General features: G+C 31.1%; 22 protein-coding genes, 2 riboswitches and 1 other annotated feature. Of the genes, 2 read left to right on the top strand and 20 right to left on the bottom strand.

Going from position 1 to position 23,295, the window contains the following annotated elements; translation table 11 throughout:
- Nucleotides 1-243 precede the first annotated feature (243 nt).
- From BUA92_RS23725 to BUA92_RS08290, 6 genes are all read right to left on the bottom strand, one after another.
- The gene (locus BUA92_RS23725; protein WP_278335128.1) at nt 244-369 is read right to left on the bottom strand and encodes a hypothetical protein; all 126 of its coding nucleotides are present in this window, start codon (nt 367-369) and stop codon (nt 244-246) included.
- A complete protein-coding gene (locus tag BUA92_RS08310) occupies nt 359-1,249 on the bottom strand; it encodes a DMT family transporter (RefSeq protein ID WP_175550876.1) in 891 nt (296 codons plus the stop codon). The genes BUA92_RS23725 and BUA92_RS08310 overlap by 11 nt, the downstream gene beginning before the upstream one ends.
- Before the next feature lie 99 nt (nt 1,250-1,348).
- Complete coding sequence (locus BUA92_RS08305; RefSeq protein ID WP_073018580.1) at nt 1,349-2,275, bottom strand: ABC transporter permease; 927 nt, start codon at nt 2,273-2,275, stop codon at nt 1,349-1,351.
- Nucleotides 2,275-3,267 carry an ABC transporter permease gene (locus BUA92_RS08300; protein ID WP_083553467.1) on the bottom strand — a complete coding sequence of 331 codons (993 nt, stop codon included), beginning with the start codon at nt 3,265-3,267 and terminating at the stop codon, nt 2,275-2,277. The genes BUA92_RS08305 and BUA92_RS08300 overlap by 1 nt, the downstream gene beginning before the upstream one ends.
- Before the next feature lie 71 nt (nt 3,268-3,338).
- Nucleotides 3,339-4,847 carry an ABC transporter ATP-binding protein gene (locus BUA92_RS08295; protein ID WP_073018576.1) on the bottom strand — a complete coding sequence of 503 codons (1,509 nt, stop codon included), beginning with the start codon at nt 4,845-4,847 and terminating at the stop codon, nt 3,339-3,341.
- Between the two features lie 69 nt (nt 4,848-4,916).
- Nucleotides 4,917-6,020: a BMP family ABC transporter substrate-binding protein gene (locus BUA92_RS08290; protein WP_073018574.1), complete on the bottom strand. Its 1,104-nt coding sequence runs from the start codon at nt 6,018-6,020 to the stop codon at nt 4,917-4,919.
- 119 nt (nt 6,021-6,139) lie between these two features.
- Nucleotides 6,140-6,241, bottom strand: a riboswitch (purine riboswitch).
- A 429-nt stretch (nt 6,242-6,670) separates the two neighbouring features.
- Between BUA92_RS08290 and BUA92_RS08285 the strand changes: the two genes are divergently transcribed.
- Entirely contained in the window at nt 6,671-7,273 is a 603-nt protein-coding gene (locus BUA92_RS08285) for a DUF6483 family protein (RefSeq protein WP_021800872.1), read from the top strand.
- Nucleotides 7,274-7,335: 62 nt separating this feature from the next.
- Here the strand turns inward: BUA92_RS08285 and BUA92_RS08280 are convergent, their stop codons facing one another.
- The 11 genes from BUA92_RS08280 to trpD form a co-directional block, all read right to left on the bottom strand.
- Nucleotides 7,336-8,775: an NAD(P)/FAD-dependent oxidoreductase gene (locus BUA92_RS08280; protein ID WP_242950110.1), complete on the bottom strand. Its 1,440-nt coding sequence runs from the start codon at nt 8,773-8,775 to the stop codon at nt 7,336-7,338.
- A 209-nt stretch (nt 8,776-8,984) separates the two neighbouring features.
- Nucleotides 8,985-10,712, bottom strand: coding sequence for a ferredoxin hydrogenase (locus BUA92_RS08275; RefSeq protein WP_073018572.1), 1,728 nt, complete (start codon nt 10,710-10,712; stop codon nt 8,985-8,987).
- A 351-nt stretch (nt 10,713-11,063) separates the two neighbouring features.
- Nucleotides 11,064-11,786 carry a hypothetical protein gene (locus BUA92_RS08270; protein ID WP_073018570.1) on the bottom strand — a complete coding sequence of 241 codons (723 nt, stop codon included), beginning with the start codon at nt 11,784-11,786 and terminating at the stop codon, nt 11,064-11,066.
- On the bottom strand, nt 11,783-12,103 hold the full coding sequence (locus BUA92_RS08265; protein WP_073018925.1) for a PadR family transcriptional regulator: 321 nt from the start codon (nt 12,101-12,103) through the stop codon (nt 11,783-11,785). Before BUA92_RS08265 ends, BUA92_RS08270 begins: the two co-directional genes overlap by 4 nt.
- Before the next feature lie 192 nt (nt 12,104-12,295).
- On the bottom strand, nt 12,296-12,493 hold the full coding sequence (locus tag BUA92_RS08260) for a PspC domain-containing protein (RefSeq protein WP_073018568.1): 198 nt from the start codon (nt 12,491-12,493) through the stop codon (nt 12,296-12,298).
- Between the two features lie 117 nt (nt 12,494-12,610).
- Nucleotides 12,611-14,731 (bottom strand): anthranilate synthase component I, encoded by a 2,121-nt coding sequence (locus tag BUA92_RS08255; RefSeq protein WP_073018566.1) that lies wholly within the window; start codon nt 14,729-14,731, stop codon nt 12,611-12,613.
- 2 nt (nt 14,732-14,733) lie between these two features.
- Nucleotides 14,734-15,504, bottom strand: coding sequence for a tryptophan synthase subunit alpha (gene trpA / locus BUA92_RS08250; protein WP_073018565.1), 771 nt, complete (start codon nt 15,502-15,504; stop codon nt 14,734-14,736).
- Complete coding sequence (trpB, locus tag BUA92_RS08245) at nt 15,497-16,696, bottom strand: tryptophan synthase subunit beta (protein WP_073018563.1); 1,200 nt, start codon at nt 16,694-16,696, stop codon at nt 15,497-15,499. The genes trpA and trpB overlap by 8 nt, the downstream gene beginning before the upstream one ends.
- Nucleotides 16,697-17,317, bottom strand: coding sequence for a phosphoribosylanthranilate isomerase (locus tag BUA92_RS08240; RefSeq protein ID WP_073018562.1), 621 nt, complete (start codon nt 17,315-17,317; stop codon nt 16,697-16,699). It abuts the gene before it with no gap.
- Entirely contained in the window at nt 17,314-18,087 is a 774-nt protein-coding gene (gene trpC / locus BUA92_RS08235) for an indole-3-glycerol phosphate synthase TrpC (protein ID WP_073018561.1), read from the bottom strand. Before trpC ends, BUA92_RS08240 begins: the two co-directional genes overlap by 4 nt.
- On the bottom strand, nt 18,080-19,093 hold the full coding sequence (gene trpD, locus BUA92_RS08230; RefSeq protein WP_073018560.1) for an anthranilate phosphoribosyltransferase: 1,014 nt from the start codon (nt 19,091-19,093) through the stop codon (nt 18,080-18,082). The genes trpC and trpD overlap by 8 nt, the downstream gene beginning before the upstream one ends.
- A gap of 68 nt (nt 19,094-19,161) precedes the next feature.
- Nucleotides 19,162-19,415 (bottom strand) — a binding site (T-box leader).
- Nucleotides 19,416-19,578: 163 nt separating this feature from the next.
- Here trpD and BUA92_RS08225 point away from each other — a divergent pair.
- Nucleotides 19,579-20,496 (top strand): transposase, encoded by a 918-nt coding sequence (locus tag BUA92_RS08225; RefSeq protein WP_175550875.1) that lies wholly within the window; start codon nt 19,579-19,581, stop codon nt 20,494-20,496.
- Nucleotides 20,497-20,629: 133 nt separating this feature from the next.
- On the opposite strand, the gene BUA92_RS08220 is transcribed toward BUA92_RS08225, so the two are convergent.
- The 3 genes from BUA92_RS08220 to thiM all read right to left on the bottom strand — a co-directional run bounded on the left by BUA92_RS08220 (nt 20,630) and on the right by thiM (nt 23,083).
- On the bottom strand, nt 20,630-21,538 hold the full coding sequence (locus BUA92_RS08220) for a ribonuclease Z (RefSeq protein WP_073018558.1): 909 nt from the start codon (nt 21,536-21,538) through the stop codon (nt 20,630-20,632).
- A 122-nt stretch (nt 21,539-21,660) separates the two neighbouring features.
- A complete protein-coding gene (gene thiE / locus BUA92_RS08215) occupies nt 21,661-22,284 on the bottom strand; it encodes a thiamine phosphate synthase (RefSeq protein ID WP_073018557.1) in 624 nt (207 codons plus the stop codon).
- Nucleotides 22,274-23,083 (bottom strand): hydroxyethylthiazole kinase, encoded by an 810-nt coding sequence (gene thiM, locus BUA92_RS08210; protein ID WP_073018556.1) that lies wholly within the window; start codon nt 23,081-23,083, stop codon nt 22,274-22,276. The genes thiE and thiM overlap by 11 nt, the downstream gene beginning before the upstream one ends.
- 76 nt (nt 23,084-23,159) lie before the next feature.
- Nucleotides 23,160-23,271, bottom strand: a riboswitch (TPP riboswitch).
- Nucleotides 23,272-23,295: the final 24 nt, after the last annotated feature.

Below are 23,295 nucleotides of genomic sequence, written 5' to 3'. Positions count from 1 at the left end.
TCTACGGCTTTAAGTCAACAAAAATAAATAGGAGAGATAAATCTCCTACTACATGTACAACTTAATGTATTAATGCCGTAGTTTTGTTTTAAGGCAGGAGGCTTCCGAACTGCCTTTGTTAAGTTTACTTTCCTATTATATGTTATGATTACCTTAAAATCAATATTTTTTAAATAGCAATTTATTACTTTATTATAGAAAAAGCTTGAGTTTTGTTTTGATTAACAAAACTCAAGCTTTTTCCTATTTCTTATTTTTATTTGCTGCTAAATCTTTTTCAAATTCTTCCACTGCATTTTTTGTAAAATTACCTACTCTTACCCACTTAACACCTTCACTATTGCTACCTTCATACACTTTATGCTTCAACCTTACCACTCCTTCCAGGATAATTACTTATAAAGCTACTACCTAGAATTAGTATTCCTCCTATTACAGTGTTTATGCTTATTCTTTCACTTAAGAAAAGTGCTCCAAAAATCACCGAAGAAACAGGATCAATATAACTTAATACTACTATTTTATCTGTAGCTACATCTTTAAAACTTGAGAAGTACAGCATGTACGCAATCCCAGTATGTACAACTCCTACAAAAAGCAGTATAACTAAAGTCAACCCACTCTCAACTTTAAAGTTTCCTCTAGTTACTACTAGTGGAAGCAAAATAACTATACTTAAAGCCATTTGTATTAAAGTTCTAATAATATCATCTATGTTATTAAGTTTCTTGTTCATTAAAACTATTAAAGCATATACAATAGCAGCAGCTAATGCAAAAAGCATTCCTTTTATATGATTATATTCTCCAGAAGTTTCTCCATTAGAGATTAATATCAATGCTAATCCTGATATAGCTACAAATACTGAAACCAAACTTTTAAGTTTTATTTTTTCTTTAGTTATTATAGGAGAAAGCAAAATAGTAAATGCAGGTGCCAAGTAATAAATCAAAGTTCCATTCCCAACTGTTGTATACTTATATGACTGGAATAAAAATACCCAGTTTAGTCCTAAAAGTAAACCTAATATAATTAATATAAAAATTGATTTTTTATTACTGCTTTTTAACGAATCTATAATAGGTTTTTTAAAATAAAATTTATTTATCATAAAAATAAACAAACTTCCAACTACAGCTCTTGAAAATGCAATCTCTACAGAACTAAGGTGTATATTTTTTACGAATATGCCCAAACTTCCCCAAATTAGCATAGCCCCTATTAATTTAAAACTACTTTTTTTATCCAAAAATATTACCCCCATTCTTAATTATCCATTTTCAACTAACTCTACTAATTTGTCAACAAAAAAGGCTATCACAAATTTGTGATAGCCTTAAACTTTTAATTATCTCTCTTCCCTAAAGTAAGGTAAACTTAAAGACTTAGGTGGTGAGTTCTTTTTGGATTTTTTACTTGAAATTATAACTAGAACTACTATAGTAACCACATAAGGTAACATACTTAAAACATATGAAGATACTATAGGGTTAGCTATTCTAAATCCTACTATATCTAATCCTCCAAATAAGTATGCTCCAAGTAGAGCCTTATATGGATTCCATGCAGCAAATATAACTAAGGCTACAGCTATCCACCCTCTACCTGCTGTTATATTGTCTGCCCATACTGGAACATATACTAATGAAAGGTACGCTCCACCAAGACCAGCTAAAGCACCTCCAAGAAGTATGTTAACATACTTATATAAACTTACATTTATACTTACAGCATCTGCTGCTCCTGGATTTTCTCCAACTGCTCTTAAGTTTAAACCTACCCTAGTTTTGTATAAATAAATTCCAACCATTATAGTTAATACATAAGATATATAGATAAAGGTATCATGATTAAATAATATATTCCCTAAAAAAGGTATATCTCCTAATACAGGTATCTTTGTTTCAGCAAAAAAGCTTTTAACACTGTCAGGCACAACCTGGCCTACAGCCTTTTGTCCAAGTAATGAAGATACCCCTGTTCCAAATATAGTTAAAGTTAAACCTGTAACAACTTGGTTAGTTCTAAATGAAACAGTTAAAACAGCATAAATTAAACCGCCAAGCGCCCCTGCTCCTGCTGCTGCAAAAAGAGCAAAGATAGGATTTCCTGTTTTATATCCTATTAAAAACCCAGATATAGCTCCTAAAAGCATCATACCTTCTACCCCAAGATTTAAGTTACCAACTTTTTCACATAAAATTTCTCCCAAGGTAGCTAATAAAAGAGGTGTTCCTGCAATTATCGCTGCATGTAAAAATGATTGAACATTCATTATTTCACCCTCCTAAAGTCTATTCTATATCTAACAAACATTTCACTAGCTAAAACACAAAATAGTATAAGAGCTTGAATAACTGAAGCCGCTGCATTAGGAATTCCAAATGCAGTTTGTATATAAGCTCCACCTTGAGTAAGTCCTGCAAATAATATAGAAACTATTACTGCAAATATAGAATTTAGATTAGATAACCAAGCTATTATTATGGCAGTATTTCCTGCTCCATTTGTAATTTCTGTAGATAAAGTTTGACTTACAGCAGAAGCTTGTATAAATCCAACAAGACCACATAAAGCTCCACTTATAAACACTGCTTTTAATATTGTTTTATTGATATTTATTCCTGCGTACTTTGCAGTATTAGTACTATCACCTAAAACAGCTATTTCATACCCCATTTTGCTATGCTTCATAAATATATAAAAAACTACTACAATTATAAGTGCAATTATCCACCCTATATGTACTCCAAAAACTCTAGGTAATATAGCATTATCCTGAAAGTTAGCTATTTTAGGAAACCCCATAGCATTTTTGTCTTTTAATAAATCAAACTGAAGTAAAGTTATAAATTTTAGTGCAACATAGTTAAGCATCAATGTTATTATTGTTTCATTTGTATTAAAATAAACTTTCAAAACTCCAGCTAAAGCTGCCCATAATCCTCCGCAGATTATAGCTGCTAAACACATAACTAATAGAAGTACAGGTTTTGGAAGTGAAGTTAAGTTTAAAGCAACTATAGTTGCTCCAAAAGCTCCCATAAATATCTGTCCTTCTCCACCAATGTTCCAAAAAAGCATTTTAAAGGCTACACCTACACCTATAGCTGCTATAAGTAGGGGTATAGCTGTTATTATAGTTTGTCTTACTCTATTTCCTGTACCAAATGCCCCTTTAATCATTCCCCCAAAAACTTCAATAGGATTATGTCCTAGGGTAACTAAGAACAATCCTGCAATAACTATAGCTATAACTATAGCCATAACTCTTATTCTAATACTTACAGATTTATTTATATCTTCTCTTTTAACTAATCTCAAAGTTTTATCCTCCTCTAGGCTTTGGCTCCTACCATCATGAGTCCTAATTTTTCTCTAGTTGCTTCTTTGCTCTTTATAGTTCCACTTACATTTCCATTACATATAACCATTATTCTATCGCATAATTGCATAAGAACGTCTAAGTCTTCCCCAATGAAAAGAACAGCAGTCCCCTTCTTTTTAGCATCGTTAATTAAACTATAAATAGTAAAGCAAGTATTAATATCTAATCCTCTTACTGGATAGGCCATAACTAAAAGTTTAGGATTAACACTTAGTTCTCTTCCTAATAATATTTTTTGAATATTACCGCCAGATAAGTTTTTAATAGGATAATGAATTGACGGTGTTTTTATTTCTAGTTGATCTTTAAGTTCATGCGCTTTTTTCTCTATAGGTTTTCTATCTATTAATAATCCTTTTTGAGAATAATAAGACTTTAACAAAAGATTATCTACCATATCCATAGAACCAACTAAGCCCATACCTAATCTATCTTCTGGTATAAAACTCATGCTTATTCCTTTTTTAACAAATTCTCTAGGATTTTTCCCAGCTAAATTCTCTCCATCAAATACAATAGCTCCATTTTTAACTTTAGTAACTCCAGCTATAGCTTCACAAAGTTCTTTTTGTCCAGCTCCAGCTATACCAGCTACACCAAGTACTTCTCCCGCTTTAATATTAAAGGATATGTTCTTAATTGCTTCTATTCCTTCTTCACTTAAAACGGTTAAGTTTTCAACCTTTAGGAGTTCTTGTCCTTCTTTTACTTCAACATTTTCTATAAATAAGTCTACTGCTCTTCCAACCATAAGTTCAGTTAACTCTTTAGGCGTAGTTGCATCTTTGTGAAGAGTTTTTATACTTTCACCTTTTCTTAAGACTGTAATTTTATCACATATTTCCATAACTTCATCCATCTTATGGGATATGAATACTACAGCACAGTCCATCTCTTTCATTCTTCTCATGATTTTGAACAGTTTTTCAGTTTCTTGAGGCGTAAAAACAGTAGTAGGTTCATCTAATATAAGTATCTTAGCTCCTCTATAAAGAACTTTTAGAATTTCAAGGTTTTGCTTTTCTCCCACAGACATATCTGATACATACTTATCTAAATCTATATCTAAATCATATTTTTTGCATATATCTATAATATCTGCATCTGCTTTTTTACCTTTACTAAATAGCCCTTTTTTCATACCTAATAGTATGTTTTCTCTAGCAGTCATAGCTTCTACTAGTTTAAAGTGTTGATAAATAGTACCAACTCCTGCATCCATAGCTTCTTTAGGAGAAGTAAAGTGCACTTCTTTTCCATCTAGTTCTATAGTTCCTCCATCTGGCGAGTAAACTCCAGATATAATACTTATTAATGTACTTTTTCCTGCACCATTTTCCCCAAGTAGTGCATGAATTTCTCCTTTATAAAGTCTAAGATTTACGTTATTATTAGCAATTACTTTTCCGAATCCTTTTGATATGTTTTTCAACGCTATTACTGGTGTATTATTACTCATTTACGCCTCCATAAAATTAAAACTGAAGAAATTTTACTCTCTTCAGTTCTATTATTTTTAATCCTTAGATTAGTTGCTTGGAATAGTTCCGTCTACTCCTTGAACAAACCAGTTTATGTTCCAAACTTCATCGTCTGTTAATGTTTGACCTTCTTTAACTTTAACTGCACCGCTTTGATCTTTTATTGGACCTTGGAATATTACATTGTTTCCTTCTTTTATCTTAGCTTCTGCTTTTTCCACTGCTGCTTTAGCTCCTTCTGGTGCTACTGAAGTTAATGGTGCAAGAGAAACTATGTTATCTGCGTATCCGCCCCAATATTTTTCTGATTTCCAAGTACCAGCTTGAATAGCTTTTATTTGACTTACATAGTATGGACCCCAGTTCCAAACAGCTGATGTCATGTTAGCTTTTGGAGCAGTAGTGCTCATATCTGTATTATAACCTAGTGAGAATACTCCTTTAGATTCAGCAGCTTGTTGTGGACCTGCTGTATCTTGATGTTGTGCTATAACATCTGCACCTGCATCAATTAATCCTAAAGCTGCATCTTTTTCTTTAGCTGGATCATACCAAGTATTAGTCCAGTTAACTTTAACCTTAACGTTTGGATTTACTGATTGAGCGCCTAATGTAAATGCATTTATATTTCTAATTACTTCTGGTATTGGGAAAGCTCCTACAAAACCTAATGTATTTGATTTTGTCTTCATTCCTGCTACAACACCATTTAAGTACATCATTTCATGAATTTTACCAAAGAATTGTCCCATATTGTCTGCTAATTCATATCCTGAACAGTGTAAGAACTTAACATCTGGATACTTTTTAGCTGCTGCTAATAAACCATCTTGGAAACCAAAACTTGTTCCTACTATTACAGTAGCACCTTGGTCTACCATATCATCTACAACTTTTTCTACTTCAGCTTTATCTTCTGCAACTGATTCTTTGTAAATTGTTTTTACGCCAGTTTCTTTTTCAAGATAAAGTCTTCCTTCATTGTGAGCATAACTGTAACCACCATCACCTATTGGTCCTACATAAATAAAACCTACTGTTAAATCTTTCTTGTCATCCTTTTTACCCTCTGTACCTGAGCTGCTACATCCTGTTAATACTAGTGCTGCTGCTATTGTAGCGCTTAACATTACTTTAAGGAATTTTTTCATGATTTTTCCCCCCGAAAATATTATTTTTATTGTTTTGTTTAAGGTTTCTTTAAAACAAAAAAATCCTGAGCAACTATACTGCTCAGGAATGCATAATAAATATTGCCAAAAAACACAGACAATAACCATTATACATTCGTAGTCAGGCAGTTTACGGCATCCTGGTAGAAACGTTTGAACCATATCATCAAACATATACGAAATGAATAATAACCTCTTTGTTAATACGAACATTCGTATTAATACATCTTATATTTGTATGTTACACTCTCAGAGATTAAAAATCAATATTTTTTTTCAAAATAATTATTTGTATTTATTTTAAGTTTATTTTTTAATAATCTATTAAAATGAAATCATCTTCATTTTACATATTCGTTTTTAAGTAACCTTATGTTTATGGTACTTAATGGTATCTAAGGAAACATATATTTCAGCCCTATAATTCAATAGTTATAGAGCAATGCTCCAAACCAAAAACACCATTTAAAAATTCAGTACCTTTAACATTACACGAAATAATATTCGCTATCTTTTCCTCCTGCTAATAATTATTATCTATAGAATAAATTATATTATAAATATTCTTCTCAATTAATTAAAATGATATAATAGGGACAGTTAAGTAATTTTATCAAGGAGGAAAAGTTATGATAAAAAATGACTTTAATGATAATGTAGTTTCCGAATTTTTAATGATAATCCCTAAATTAGAAGAATTAGATATAGAAAGCTTCAATAAAGATATTACTGAATTATACAAAAAATACACAGGTTATAATTACTTAGTTATAGAAAACCTTCCTTATGAAGAGATAGTTAATTTATTAAAACCATCTAGAATAGAAGATTATACTAGATTACTTATTGTTGCTACCTTAATATTTTTAGAAGGTATTAAACTAGAGGATTATTTTAGAATGATGAAATCCTACAATATATTTAATACTTCTATAGAAAAAGGATTAGATACAAAAGAAAGTACGTTTAAAATTGTATTCTTAAAGATTTTAGAAAGCTTACGCGATTTTGAACTTCCATCTACTCTATATTATCAAATTTTTAATCACTATAAATACATGGGTGAGTATGCTAAAGGAGAAGATTGTTTATATGAATTAATAGAGTTAGACTCTTCTTATCAAAATCACCTTCAAGAATATTATGAATTTCTTCTAATATTAGATGATAATGAACTTGAAAATGGAGGCTTAAATAAAGATGAGGTTGAGGAATCTTTAAGAGAACTTTAAAAATAAAGCAATAGCTAAAAGTATATTATCAGTACTTTTAACTATTGCTTTTAATTTAAATCTTAGTTTTTCCAGCTTCCTTTTTCAAGGACTCTAGCCATCATTACGCCCATAAGTGATGCCATCATAAGGCCTCTTGTCCATCCACTAGAATCTCCTAAACAATATAATCCTTCTATATTACTTTTAAAGTTCTTATCTATATTTATTTTATTACTGTAGAACTTTATCTCAGGTCCATATAAAAGAGTTTCATTAGATGCAAAACCAGGTACAACAGTATTCATAGCGTCTATGAAATTTAAAATATTAGTCATAGTTCTATAAGGTATAGCAGCTGTTAAGTCACCTGCAACAGCATCCGGAAGTGTATACTTCACATTAGTTCTATCAAGTTCATGTTGCCAAGTTCTTTTTCCTTCTAATATATCTCCATATCTTTGAACTAATATTTTACCATTACCAAGCATGTTAACTAGTTCTCCAACCTTTTGTCCATATTCTATTGGTTTGTCAAAAGGCTCTTTAAAGTTATGAGAGCTAAGTATAGCTAAGTTAGTGTTTTCTGACTTCTTATCCTTATAAGAATGTCCATTAACTATAGCTAAGTTATTATCATAGTTTTCTTGACTTACAAAACCACCTGGATTTTGGCAAAAAGTTCTTACTTTATCTTTAAAAGGTTTTGGGTATCCAATAAGTTTAGATTCATATAAAACTCTATTAACTTCATCCATAACTTCATTTCTTATTTCAACACGAACTCCAACATCTACAGTACCAGCTTTATGACTAATATTGTGATCTACACACATATCCTTTAGCCAATCTGCCCCTTTTCTTCCTGCAGCCACTACAATGGTTTCTCCATATATAATATCATTTTTTTCTTTTCTTAGAGAATCTGTAGCTAGTACACCTTTTATTTTATTATCTTCTATAATTAAATCCTTAACTAAGGTATCAAATCTTATTTCTACACCTAACTCTATTAATTTATTTTGAATTTTTAGATAGATGTCTTGGGCTTTTTCTGTTCCTAAATGTCTTATAGGACAATCTACTAATTTAAGTCCACCTTCAATTGCTTTTTTTCTTATTTCTTTAACTTCCTTTTCGTTGCCTACTCCTTCAATTTTTGAGTCTGCACCAAATTCTAGGTATATTTTATCTGTATAATCAATATATTCTTGTGCATTAGAACTGCCTACTAAATCTGGTAACTCTCCACCAACTTCATAACTTAAAGATAACTTACCATCTGAAAAAGCACCAGCTCCTGAAAAACCAGTAGTTATATGACAATATGGCTTACAAGATACACATACTTTAGTCTTATCTTTAGGGCAATGTCTTTTATCAATACTTTTACCCATCTCTAAAATCAAAATCTTCTTTTTACTTTCTTGTTTTACAAGCTCTAAAGCCGTAAAAATTCCAGCTGGACCCGCTCCTACAATAATCACATCATACATAGTATTATCCTCCGCTTTATTTCGCATAATTCAACTCCTAGGTATCTTGCCCCTATATGCAAAATTATTTATACGAATATTATTTAATATTCTTGGGATAAAGTTCTCCCCAATAGGAGAGTCTATACCAATTAATATAAAAATGCAATACTTTTGCGTATATTTTTCTTTATTATTTCAATAATATTCGCATAAAAAAATCACTTCCATGTTTTTCATAGAAGTGATTTAATATATTATTTCTTATTATATTTCATATGAAGTAATTCATGAGCTAAACCATGTCCTGGTCTTCCCATGTAATTTTCGTACATTTTTATTATAGCACTATTTTCATGAGATTTTCTCTTAGGTAAATTTTTATCTTGATTGTAAAGAACAGATGCCCTAACAGCTCTAATATCCATTTTAGCTCTATCTATAGAATTTACATGAGGTTGTCCTCCCCCATTTACACATCCACCTGAACAAGCCATAACTTCAATAAAATGATATTCTTTACCTTCAAGTCTACCTGCTTTTATAAATTCAAAAACATTCACAGCTCCATTTATAACTGCAATATTTATATCTTTTCCTGCTATGTTTACAGTAGCCTCTTTTATTCCATTAAGTCCTCTTACTACTTCGTACTCAATTTCTTTTAGTTCCTTCTTTTCTATGAAGTCTTTAGCACTTCTTAAAGCAGCTTCCATAACTCCACCAGTAGCTCCGAATATAGCTCCTGCTCCTGAGTATTCTCCCATAGCTGGGTCAGCTGTACTATCTTCTAAATTAGCAAAATCTATTTTTGCATCTTTTATCATCTTTGCAAATTCTCTTGTTGTTATAACTGCATCTATATTTCTTAATCCTTCATATTCATTTTCTGGTCTATCAGCTTCAAACTTCTTAGCTGTACAAGGCATAATAGTTACAGTAAACACATTCTTAGGGTCTAATCCTTCTAAAGTCGGATAATAAGTTTTACTTGCCGTCCCAAAAATTTGTTGAGGGGACTTTGCAGTTGAAATATTATCTAAAAACTCTGGATAATAATTTTCTACCTGTCTAACCCAAGCAGGACAACAAGATGTAAACATAGGGAAAGGGCCATTATTCTCTAATCTTTGAGCAAGCTCCGTAGCCTCTTCCATTATTGTCATATCTGCCCCAAAGTTTATATCAAATATTTTATCAAAACCTAACTTTCTCATAGAAGTATATAATCTTCCAGTAACATCAACACCATAACCCATTTTAAAGAGTTCTCCCATAGCAGTTCTTACTGATGGCGCCATAGCTACTATTACATGTTTTTCTGGATCTGCTAGGGCTTCTTTAACTCTCTCCATATGTGACTTTTCTGATAGTGCATCAACTGGGCAAGCTGCTACACATTGTCCACAAAGTATACAGTTTGTATCATCAAAACATTTATTATCTGTTGTTGTTACCTTTAGTCCATCTCCACTATCAACTAACTTTATAGAACCAGTTCCTGTTTTCTTTTCACAAGCTGCTTCACATCTTCCACAAAGTACACATTTAGTTCTATCAATAACTATTGACTTACTTCTATCATCAACGTATGGAGTTTTGTCTGCAACTACAAATGGCTTACTAGCTCTTGCTTTATGTTTAATAACTAGTTTTAAAAACTCACAATTTTCTCTTCTTTTACATGGACCACATTTAAATTCATGTTTATCTAATAATGTTGATATTCTATCTTTAACAGCATTTTGAACTTTTTCACTGTTAGTATTTATAACCATTCCATCTTCCACATAAGTTGTACAAGATGTTGCAAGTTCATCTCTACCTTCTATTTCTACAACACATACACCACAATTACCGATTTCATTACAATCATCTAAAAAGCAAAGAGTTGAAATATCTATTCCATTTTCTCCTGCTAATTTTAAAATAGTAGTAGCTTCATTAAATTCTACGATTTTTTCATTAATAACTACTTTATTCATAGTCTCCTCCAAGTAAATAAAATATTACTTTCCTGTAATCAGTTATTAATTTTATCATAGATTTTTTAGAACACTAGCTTTCTCTAAATTTAGACTATTCTGAATTTAATACGCAATTATAACATTTATCATTCTTCAATCGTTTACAGATGTTATTTTAAAAATAAATTAAATATGAACTTAATCTTAGTTAAAAAAATATCATTAAATTTACGATTTTGATTTTTAGCATTTCTTATCTAAATTTACTAACTGTCTAAAATATTGCTAATTATATCACAATCTATTTACATTTTGCAAATAAATTTAAAAATACCATATACATTCATATAATATATATGGTATTTACCTTTAAGACATTAAGAATAGACTAATAAACTTCTCCATAAAATTGATAATTTTTTCACTAATGTTGGGATACACTTCTTTTATTGTATTTATAATTTCTTTTAGATTTGAAGAATTATCAAATAGATATGTTCCTTCTCCGCTTTGTTTAAATATAGAAATTACACCCTTTGATATTCCACCTATTGCTATATTAGCACTTGCATACCCACCACAAGCCATAAGTTTGCTAATTGCTACACCTCCTACGCTTACTCCAAAAGCCATTGCAATTCCACCTATAGAAAGTAATCCAGCTAAGCTAATTCCACCTATTGCAGCTAAAATGCCCATTGCTATAGCTCCAAAACTTATAGCTCCAATAGAAACTCCCCCAAAAGCTAAAACTCCAATTGCAATACTTCCTATTGATATTATTCCTTTTGCTACTCCCATAGGCTTACAGTTTATATGAACTAGTGGTATTCCTAAAACAGTAACCTTGGATTTATATTCATACCAATAATAATCATGAAAATATCTTCTTTCAATTCCTATATTCTCTCTAAACTCTTCTGCAACATCTTCAGGATCTCCCAATAAAATATATGGATTAGTTTCTCCTGTTATCTGCTGTTTTTCTATTAGTGATGAATATAAATCTTCTCTTATATTTCTAGCTTTTTTCCCAGTTAAGCCAATGTTGCTAACTATTTTATTTATATAATTATCAAATTCTTTATTCATAAATTTCCACCACCCTTATTATCAATATACTTTAAAACCTTATTTGTTCTTTCATTTAAAATATGCCACGCCATATCTTGGTTAAATGCTTCTATTTTTCCATGTTCCGTTATTTTATAATATTTTCTCGGAATTTTTCTCTCCTCATCGAAGGAAACCTTATAACTCTCCACCCATCCCTTATCTTCAAATTTATATAACATTGGGTAAAGTGTTCCCTCCTTTAAACTGTGATAGCCTTCACTTAATTCCTCAAGTTTTTGAATTATTTCATATCCGTACATATCTTTCTCTTTGAGTAATTTTAAAACTAACATAGAGAGAATTCCTTTTTTAAGTTGATTCTCGAAATCTGCCAATATATCACTTCCTTACTTAGGATATCTATATGCCTAGGTTACCTAAGTACATTGTATACCTAAGTATTTATGTTTGTAAAGTATTTAGTTAACAATAGTATGCTTTTTTTCTAAAAAAAGAGACTGCTGAAATATATCAGCAATCTTTTATTAATTTATATAGTCTGGTCTATTAGGAATTATAATAGCGCAAATTATATATGCTAGAATTCCGGTTCCTGCTAAACACACAAATAGTACCCACCCTAATCTGATTAGCGTTGAATCTATATCAAAATATTCGGCTATTCCGCCACAAACACCTGAAAGTTTTTTATCTGTTTCTGAAAGATATAATTTTTTATTCATTATTAATCCCCACCTTGTAATATAATAGGCTTTAATATATTATACTACAGCTTTTATGATTATTCATGTTTTCTACTTTCTTTTAAGAAAATCTTTAGTTTTATATATTATTTTAATTTATATTTTGGTTAAAAATTGAAGACTGTCCCCAAGTAATGACATTCCACTATCATTATCTAAAGTTAAAATGCTTTCTGGATGAAACTGAACTCCTAATATTTTTAGCTTCTTATGCATTACTCCCATTAGTATTCCTTCTTCATCTTCACAGATATTTATTAAATCCTCTCCAATTTCTTTTCCATACAAAGAATGATATAGCCCCACTGTAAATTCTTCATTAACTGATGCCCATGGAGCTTCTTTTGATTTTTTCACTTTGAGCTTTTTGCCGTGTCTTGGATTCTCAATATAGTCAAGCTTTCCTCCAAAATACTCAACTATTCCTTGAAGTCCTAAACAAACGCCAAATATAGGCACACCTTTTTCTATTGCAATATCAATACTTTCATTTAAATTAAACTCACTTGGTATTCCTGGTCCTGGTGAAAGAATTAAAACATCAAACTTCTCTTCTTTTAGCTTTCTTCTTCCTTCATCTCCTCTATAGGTCTCAACATCAAATCCTAACGTCTTAATATAGTTAGCCAAGGTATGCACAAACGAATCTTCATGATCTATTATTAATGCTCTTTTCTTTTGGGGACAGTTAACAATTTTTTTCGTGTAATTAATGCTTAACTGTCCCCCAAATTTCTCTAAACTTTTAAGCATAGCTAATGATTTTACTTTTGTTTCTTCTTCTTCATCTTCTTCGATAGAATTCATAAGAAGTGTAGCTCCAACTCTTATCTCAACCTTTTTATCTATATATCTTAAAGTTCTTAAAGTTATTCCAGTGTTCATATCTCCATTAAACTTTATAAAACCTACAGCACCACCGTACCAGTTTCTTTTGTCCTTCTCAACTTTTTCTATCCACTCTATTGCTCTTTTTTTAGGCGCACCTGTTAAAGTAACTGCCCACATGTGAGTTAAAAATGCATCTAAAGCATCGTAGTTTTCTTTCAATATTCCTTCTACATGGTCTACAGTATGAATTAAATGAGAATACATCTCTATAGTTCTTCGATTAATTACCTTAACCGTCCCCTCTTTACACACTCTACTTTTGTCATTTCTATCAACATCTGTACACATAGTTAGCTCTTCTTCATCTTTTTTAGAGTTTATAAGTTTCTTTATCTGTTCGCTGTCTTCTATGGCATTAGCACCTCTTTTTATAGTACCGCTAATTGGGCAAGTCTCAACTTTTTTGTCTTCAACTCTTACAAACATCTCTGGTGATGAACCAATTAAATATTCTTTACCTAAATTTATAAAGAAGTTGTAGGGACTAGGATTTATATTCTTTAAGTTGTGATAAATCTCTTTTGGATGAAGTTCAGTTTCTCTAACTATAGAATAAGAAGGAACAACTTCAAACAAGTCACCTTTTCTAAAGCTTTCCTTTGCCAAGGTTACTATCTTTGAGTAATCTCCTTTTTTGATATACTCTTCATTTAACGTCTTTTGAATATCTTTTTGATTTATTGATTCATTATTTTCGGACACTGTGGTTATTCCTTCATAAGAGAAATCATATTTTACACAAAAAGTCTTTGATAATTTATTATCTCTTAAATAGATTTTCTCTGGGAAATACAAAACTACATCTTCGCTGCCATCTCTAGATTTATAAAGTTTAATATCATCTTCAAATTGAAAAACAAGATCATAACCAAAAGCCCCATATAATCCAAGCCAATCATCTTCACTTTTAAATCCATTCATAAGAGCTCTTATTATTGTAAATATACTTCTTTTTTTACTTCTTTCCTCTTCCCTATAAACCTTGTTATCTTTCTCTAAGGTGAATTCTATCACTTCTTCTCTAACATCTAAATTCACGCCGTCTATTTTTTGTAGAATCACCTTTACTATTTTTAGAAGTTCTTTCCCAGATCCACTTAATGCTCTTAACTGTCCCTGAAGTCCTGAGGTTCTAATTTCTAAATAAGGATTTACTACTCCAAGCTCCCATCTTGAATATCTATTGGGGAATTCATAGTTTGATGAAAATAATGCTCCTTTATTATTATTTATTTCTTCCTCTAAAAAACTTAAGTCCTTAAAGTTTAGCTCTTCTTTGTATGCAGTAATCTCAATATTCATTGGTGTTATATAGTTTTTATCCATAATCACTCTCTAGCCGCCTTAATTAATTCTGAAATTTCTGCATAACCATCCTCTCTTAATAGTTTGATTATTTTACTGCCTATAATAACACCATCTGAATATTGTTTTATCTCTTTTACATCATCTTTACTACTTATACCAAACCCAGCCATGATAGGAAGAGTGGAGTTTTCTCTAATCTTTGCAAGACTGTCCCCCAAGTTTTTCTTATCTATTTCCTTTTCGCCTGTAACTCCTAATGAGGTTACAACATATAGGAAACCTGAACCTACTTCGCATAAATCTTTAATTCTTTCTAAAGGAGTTGTTGGTGAATACAAAGGTACATAATCTATTTCATATTTCTTTATATATTTTTCTATAAAGGAAAACTCCTCTATTGGAACATCTGGTAGTATTACTCCTTGAACTGATAACTCAGATGATCTTTTAAAAAACTCCTCTAACCCAAACTTAAATATGGGGTTTATATAACTCATTATAACTAAAGGAACTTCTGATACTTCTCTAATTTTTGATATTAACTCAAATACTTTATGAACGTTAATTCCATTTTTCAAAGCCTTGATTCCACTTTCCTGGATAACTGTCCCATCAGAGGCTGGGTCTGAAAAAGGTATTCCAAGCTCTATTAAAGTCGCTCCTTCTTTTTCTAAAAACATTATATCTTTATAGGTTCTCTCTAAAGAATCTTCTCCAACCATGATATACGGAATAAATGCTTTTTCCCCTTTTTCTTTTTTCTCATTTAATAACTTTAATAGATTACTCATTAGCTTCACCCCCAAATAATTCACTAACTCTCTCTACATCCTTATCTCCTCTTCCAGATAAACACACAACTAAAATTTCATCTTTTTTCATAGTTTTAGCTTTCTTAATTGAGTAAGCAACAGCATGAGCAGATTCTAAAGCTGGAATAATTCCTTCTAATTTTGATAAAAGTTTAAAGCTTTCTAACGCCTCATCATCATTTATTGGGTAATATTTTGCTCTTTTTATATCACTTAGATAACAATGTTCAGGCCCAACACCTGGATAATCTAACCCTGCTGATATTGAATATGGTTCAATAACCTGACCATCTTTATCTTGAATTAAATACATAAGTGCTCCATGTAAAATTCCCTTTTCCCCTTTAGCTATTGTTGCTGCATGTTCCTCTGTATCTATTCCAAGTCCACCTGCTTCAGCTCCTATTAGTTCAACTTCTTCATCTTCTATAAAAGGATAAAACATTCCTATGGAATTGCTGCCTCCACCTACGCAAGCTACTATTGCATTTGGAAGTTTACCCTCTGCTTCTAATATTTGCTTTTTAGTTTCTTTTCCTATTACACTTTGAAAATCTCTAACCATCTTTGGGTATGGATGAGGTCCTAGCGCTGAGCCAAGTATATAGTTTGTATCTTTAACATTTTCAGCCCAATATCTTAAAGCTTCATTGCATGCATCTTTTAAGGTTTTGTTTCCACTTTCAACTGCTACAACCTTAGCCCCTAAAAGCTTCATTCTAAACACATTTAAAGCTTGCCTTTTTACATCCTCAGCACCCATAAAAACTATACATTCTAAGTTAAACATAGCTGCAACAGTTGCTGTAGCTACCCCATGCTGCCCAGCTCCTGTTTCTGCAACCACCTTTTTTTTCCCCATTCTTAATGCTAGTAAGGCCTGCCCTACTGTATTATTTATTTTATGTGCTCCAGTATGGTTTAAATCTTCTCTTTTTAAATAGATTTTAGCTCCACCACAAAACTCACTTAATCTTTCAGCATAGTATAATGGAGTTTCTCTTCCTACATATTTTTCTAGATAATAATTAAATTCTTTTTGAAAAGCTTCATCCTTCATTGCCTCTTCATAGTATTTCTCTAGCTCTTTTAATGGTTCCATCAAGGTTTCTCCAACAAACCTACCACCATAAATATCAAAATGACCTCTTTCATCCGGTAAATTATACATTTATTTATGCCCCCTTACTATTTCTATAAATTCTTTTATTTTCTGCTTATTTTTAACCCCGTCCACTTCCACACTTGAAGAAACATCAATCATACAAGGCTTTGCTATTTCTATTGCATTTAGTATATTTTCTGAGTTGAGTCCCCCAGCTAAGATTATTCTTTCTCTATCTTTTTTGTTAACTGTCCCCAAAAATTCTAAAAGTTCAGATGATAATTTGTTTCCATTTCCACCTTTTAAAAGGCCTTTTCCTTCCAGTAAAATAAAAGGAACTTCACAGTTTAAAGCTTTTTCCACATCTTCTAACGTCCCTACGTTAAAGGCTTTTATAACTTTAAAGGGAAGTTTTCTTATAAAGTTTTCATCCTCATCACCATGAAGTTGTACCATGGATAATCCACCTTCACAGTAATATTTTTTTATCTCATCTTCTGATTGATTAACAAAAACCCCAACTTTCTCGACCTTATTTCCTAACCCTAAAGTAATAGCTTTTAAGGTATCCATATCTATTCTTCTTTTTGATGGACAAAGAATAAATCCAAGAGCATCTGCACCTAATTCTTCAACATACTTTCCTATTTCTCTGTCTTTAATCCCGCAAATCTTTATCTTTGTCATAAAGTTAACTCCCTAAAAGCTTCTTCAACATTTCCTGAAGTTACAAAACTTTCCCCAACTAATATTCCTTTAACTCCATGTTCTTTTAGCTTCTTAACATCTTCTCTTGTTTTTATCCCGCTTTCTGAAATAATTAATCCATCTTCTTTTATATATTTAGAAAGTGCTATAGTTGTATCTATGCTTACTTCAAAGGTTTCTAAGTTTCTATTATTAATTCCTATAATATCTGGTTTAAGTTCCTTTGCCCTTAAGAGCTCTCCTTCATCATGAACCTCCATTAAAACCTCTAAATTCATAAAATGTGCATAATCTAAAAGTTCCTTTGCCGCTTCATCTGATAAAACCTTAAGAATAAGAAGAATCACATCTCCACCATAAATTTTACATAAATCAATCTGTATTTTGTCAATGAAGAAGTCTTTATTTAATATGGGGACAGTTAAGCATTTTCTTGCATTTTCTAAATCCTTATAACTTCCTTTAAAATATCTCTCTTCAGTTAAAACAGATACTGCTTTAGCTCCAGCATTTTCATAAATTTTAGCCATTTTTTCAACATCTAGATTCATATTTAAATCACCTTTTGAGGGAGAAGCTCTTTTTATTTCTGATATTATTCCTAGAGTTTGGCTTTTTATTAGGGAATTTTTCAGTGACTGTCCCCTATTATTTTTAAGTTCCATAGCTTTATTATGAATTTCTTCTCTATTCAAAAATTTTAAATCTTCTTTCTTCTTTTCAACTATTTCCTCTAAAATATTATGCATAACACTGACTCTCCTCAATTAGTTGATTTAATTTATTTAATGCTTTTTTTGAATCTATAAGTTCTTTTCCTCTATCTATTCCTTCTTCTAAAGAGGAAACTTTATTGGCAGCTAGAAGTCCCAGTGCACAATTAAACAAAACTGTATCTCTGCAAGCTCCTTTTTTCCCATTTAAAATATCTAAGGTTATCTGTTTGTTGTACTCTGGTTCTCCACCTTGGATGTCCTTTAATGTTATTCTTTCAAAACCTAATTCTTCTGGAGTTATGCTTTTGTATTCTATATTTTCTTTTCCTACTATAGCTAAATGTGTTTCTCCTGTTAAGGTACCCTCGTCTAATCTATCATCTCCATTTACAACAATTCCTGTTCTTCCCATTGCCTTAAGAGCTTTTGCTATTGGCTTAACCAAATCTTTTCTATAAACCCCTAAAAGTTGCGACTCCAGTTTAAACGGATTTGCAAGTGGCCCTAAAACATTAAAGATAGTTGGTATCCCAAGACTTCTTCTAACAAGCATAATGTTCTTAAACTTAGGCTGCATATTTGGTGCGAATAGAAAAACTATCCCAATTTTCTCTATAAGTTCTTCTATGCCTTCTTTAGTAATATTAATATTCACTCCTAAAGTGGTTAATAAATCTGCTGATCCACTTTTGGATGATATGGATCTATTCCCGTGCTTAGCAACCTTCACGCCCCCAGCTGCTAATAAAAAACTATTGGTTGTAGATATATTAAAGCTTCCACTTCTATCTCCACCTGTCCCACAATTATCAAAAAGACCTTCTATATTTTTTAGTTTTATAGCATTTTCTCTCATGCCTTCTGCCATTCCCGCTATTTCTTCATAGCTCTCGCCTTTTGTTTTTAATGCAAGTAAAAATCCCCCAATTTCTCCTTGTGTAGCTTCATCTGAAAACATATAGTTTACAGCTTCTTTTGCTTCTTCTTGATTAAGGTCACTTCCCGATGATACTTTTAATAAATAATCTTTAAATTCCATTATAAAAGCCCCCTTTTTAAATCTATTGATTGTAATAAAAAAAGCCCTCTATAGAACTATAAAGTTCTATAGAGGGCGAATATCCGCGTTGCCACCTCTGTTAGCATAAATAAAATTACAAAAGGTTATAATCTTACTTATACCATCTCATTGTCAGATACTTTCATATCTTATCCCTGTAACGTAGGAAAACGTATTGCATACTAAAATTCAGCTCTCTCTCGTAAGTCCATTCACTAAAAAAGTTATTGTAAGTTCACACCAACCCACTTACTCTCTGAAAATCCCTTTAAAAGTTACTACTCTTACTCATAGATTTTATCAATATTTTTTTATTAATACTATAATATGATTATAGTTATCTTTTGTCAATAAAAATTAGGGACAGTTAACAAAATTTGTTTAAATCAAATTTTTGTTAACTGTCCCCAAAATGTTTAACTCTCCTTTTTATTGTCAAGACTTTAGCTAAGGAGATGATTTTAATGCCAAGATTACCAAGAATAAAACAAGATAACGGTATTTTTCATGTGATAATGCGCAGTATAAGTGATGTAAATCTATTTAAAACTTCTGACGACAAAGTTGAGTACTTAAAAATAATTAAAGAAACTCAGTATCTTTTTAAATTTAAAATATACTCCTATTGTCTTATGAGCAATCACTGTCATTTTATAATTGACAGTTGTGGAGCTGATATTTCTAAAATTATGCATAGAATTAACTTTAAATATGCGCGTTATTTTAATGTAAAATACAATAGACATGGTCATTTATTTCAAGATAGATTTAAGAGTAAACTAGTGTCCGATGAAAAATATCTCTATTCACTATCACTATATATACATAGAAATCCAATGGACATTAAAAATTATTCAAAGTCTCCTGAGAAATATAGATTTTCGAGCTTATCCGTGTTTTTAGGAATTAAAGCTGATGAATTTGAAATTCTAGATGATTTGTTCATTCTCTCACTTTTATCTGATAGTTTAAAAAAATCAAGAGAAAAATACCTAGAGGCTCTTTTAATTACCAGTGAGTTGAAAAATAAAAATATTGATATGAAACAAGATAAATCCTTATATATGAGTGGAAAAGTTTATATTAATAGAAATTATTCTCCTATTTCAATAATCAATTTTGTATGTAATAAATTTAAAGTGAATAAACATCTCATATTCAGCAAAAATGTTAGAGAATTTGTACATATACGAGCATTAATAGTAACTATGCTACGCTCTTTATGTGATATCAATATAAAATCTATATGTAGTTTATTGGGGAATATTTGTGCATCTAACGTATCACGCTTGTCTTCAGTTGGCGTAGATTTATTAATGAATAATAGTATTTATTCAAACTTAATTGACGAATATGTTACTTTAAATTTAAAAGCTATATAAGAAATCATATCTTAAAAATTCTTTTAAAAATTTTTTATTATTTGATAGTTCATTATGGACAAGTATCATAACTTTATAACTATTATTTATAAAAATCCTCATTTTCCCTATATGTTATTTAAATAACTAATACTTAACTGTCCCTAAAAGATAGCGTTTTTATGAACCTATCTTCCCCTATTACAACATTTTCAAAAATATCTTTAGCATTAACTAAATACCAACTTGGTTCTTCCATAGCTGGCGAGAAGTGAGTTAAAAGCAGTTCCTCTACCTCTGCATTTTTAGCTAAACTAGCGGCCTCTCTAAACGTCATATGTTTATTTTTTATAGCTTTTTCTATATCTTTATCATCACCATAAGTACCTTCGCATATAAATAGATAACTGTCCCTAACAAAGTCTATTATTTCCTCTATTGGTCTTGTGTCCGTTATTATTGATAATTTAATTCCTTCTCTATCCTCCCCTAAAACCATAGAGGGATAAAATCTTCTACCTTCAAATTCTATCTCATTTCCTTTTTGCAAAACATTCCATAGATCTTTCGGCACGTTATTTTCTAATGCCTTTTCAACACTAAATTTCGGTGCTCTTTTTATATAAAAACTATACCCTAAGCAAGGAGCTGAATGATCAAGATTTAAAGTTGAGATATTAATAAAATTATCTAACTCTATAGTATCAATTGGATTTTCAATTATCTTAATATCATAAGGTATATATGGACATATTACCCTTAGAGAATTAACTGTGTTTCCAATTCCTTCTGGTCCTATTATTGTTAGCGGCTCTGTTCTTCCGCTATTTCCTATAGTAGCTAATAATCCTGGAAGCCCTACAATATGATCTCCATGAATATGAGTTATACATATAATATCTATGGTTTTAAACCCCCATCCAACCATTCTCATAGAGACCTGAGTTCCTTCTCCACAATCCACTAATATCTTTCTTCCTCTATAATTTAATAAAATTGAAGAAAGATTTCTATTTGGCATTGGCATTCCTCCACCACAGCCTAATAATACTACATCTATCATAGAATTCACCTCCTTTTTATATTATTCACTAAATTTATTAAATGTTGTAATATATATTTTAAGAAAAAATTGGGGACAGTTAAGCATAAAATTTTTGCTTAACCGTCCCCCATTATACACTTTTATTTAAACTTCATCAGCATATCCTTAGCTGCTTGTTCAATATCTTCTTTTCCTAAAATAGCACTTACAACTGCTATTCCATCTATTTTACTTTCCTTTAATAGTTCAGCATTATTCTGGCTAATCCCACCTATACCAACCACAGGGACGGTTAAGGATTTTTTTATCTCCCCTAAAAGTTCTATAGATACAGAACGAGCATCCTTTTTTGTATCTGTTGGAAAAACAGCTCCAATTCCTAAGTAATCCGCACCTTCAGCTTCTGCTAGTTTAGCTTCCTCTAAAGTTGCGGCAGAAATGCCTAATATCTTATATTCACCAATAATCTTTCTAGCAACATTTGCAGGTATATCACTTTGTCCAACATGAACTCCGGCAGCATCAACTGCTAAAGCAATGTCAATCCTATCATTTATAATGAGAGGTACATTATATTTGTCTGTAATCTTTTTAACTGCCACAGCTAAGTTATAAAAATCCAAAGAACTAATATCTTTCTCCCTTAACTGTACTAATGTGACCCCACCTTTAATACTTGCTTCTATAGCTTCACAAAGGTCCCTTCCTTTTAAAACATCTCTATCGGTAACTAAATACAAAGTATAATCTATATTACTTTTCATCTACCTTACCTCTTTCTAAAATAACTTCAGAAGACAAGTTGTATATCTCATCTATAATGTTTGATCTTAGTTTACCTGTCCCCTCATTTTCTCCTAATCTTTCATGAGCCTTTTCTCCTGCAATCCCCATAGAAACCACTCCAGCTAAAGCTGCTGTAAATGCATCTTCACAAACTCCTGCAAATGCTCCAGTTAAAGCTGTACACATACATCCTGTTCCAGTAACTTTTGACATTATCTTGTGTCCATTTTCTACGACTGCAACTCTTTCTCCATCAGTAATTATATCTTTAGCTCCAGTAATTGCTATAACTGTCCCCCATTTTTTTGCAATTTCCTTAGCTAGTCCAATTTCGTTTAAGGAACTTTCTTCTAAAGAGTCTACTCCTTTAGTTTTAACATCAGCTCCATATAAACTCTTTATTTCAGATAAGTTTCCTCTAATTACAGAAAACTTTACTTCTTTAATCAGCTCTGCTCCAACCTTATTTCTAAATGGAGTTGCTCCAACTCCAACAGGATCTAAAACAACTGGAACTCCTAATTCGTTAGCTTTTTTACCTGCAGCTATCATTGACTTTACAGTATTGCTGTTAAGTGTTCCTATATTTATCACTAAAGCAGAGGCTATGCTAACCATATCCTCAACTTCGTTTATATCATCAGCCATAACTGGAGATGCACCTATCGCTAAAGTTATATTAGCACAATCATTAACAGTAACATAGTTTGTTATTTGATGAACTAAAGGAGACTTTTCTCTAACATCTTTTAAAGCTTGAACAACATTATTTTTCATAAAAAAACACCTCAATTAAAATTATTTTAAACAAAAAAAGACACAACCCATAGGATTGTGTTTAACTTCATAAAATACTATTAAACAAAACACTTCCTACGCTGGCATTATCCAGTTCAGGTACTAGGGTTAAAGAATTTTAGTTCTTACTCTCAGTTGGCTATCATCCAACACCCCTGTGCTATTTAAGTTATATTTTTATAATAGCACTA

The sequence above is a fragment of the Clostridium intestinale DSM 6191 genome (assembly GCF_900130055.1).
GTDB lineage: Bacteria > Bacillota > Clostridia > Clostridiales > Clostridiaceae > Clostridium_T > Clostridium_T intestinale.
Note: the sequence above shows the minus strand (reverse complement) of the source record. Positions and strands in the feature narration are given on the sequence as shown.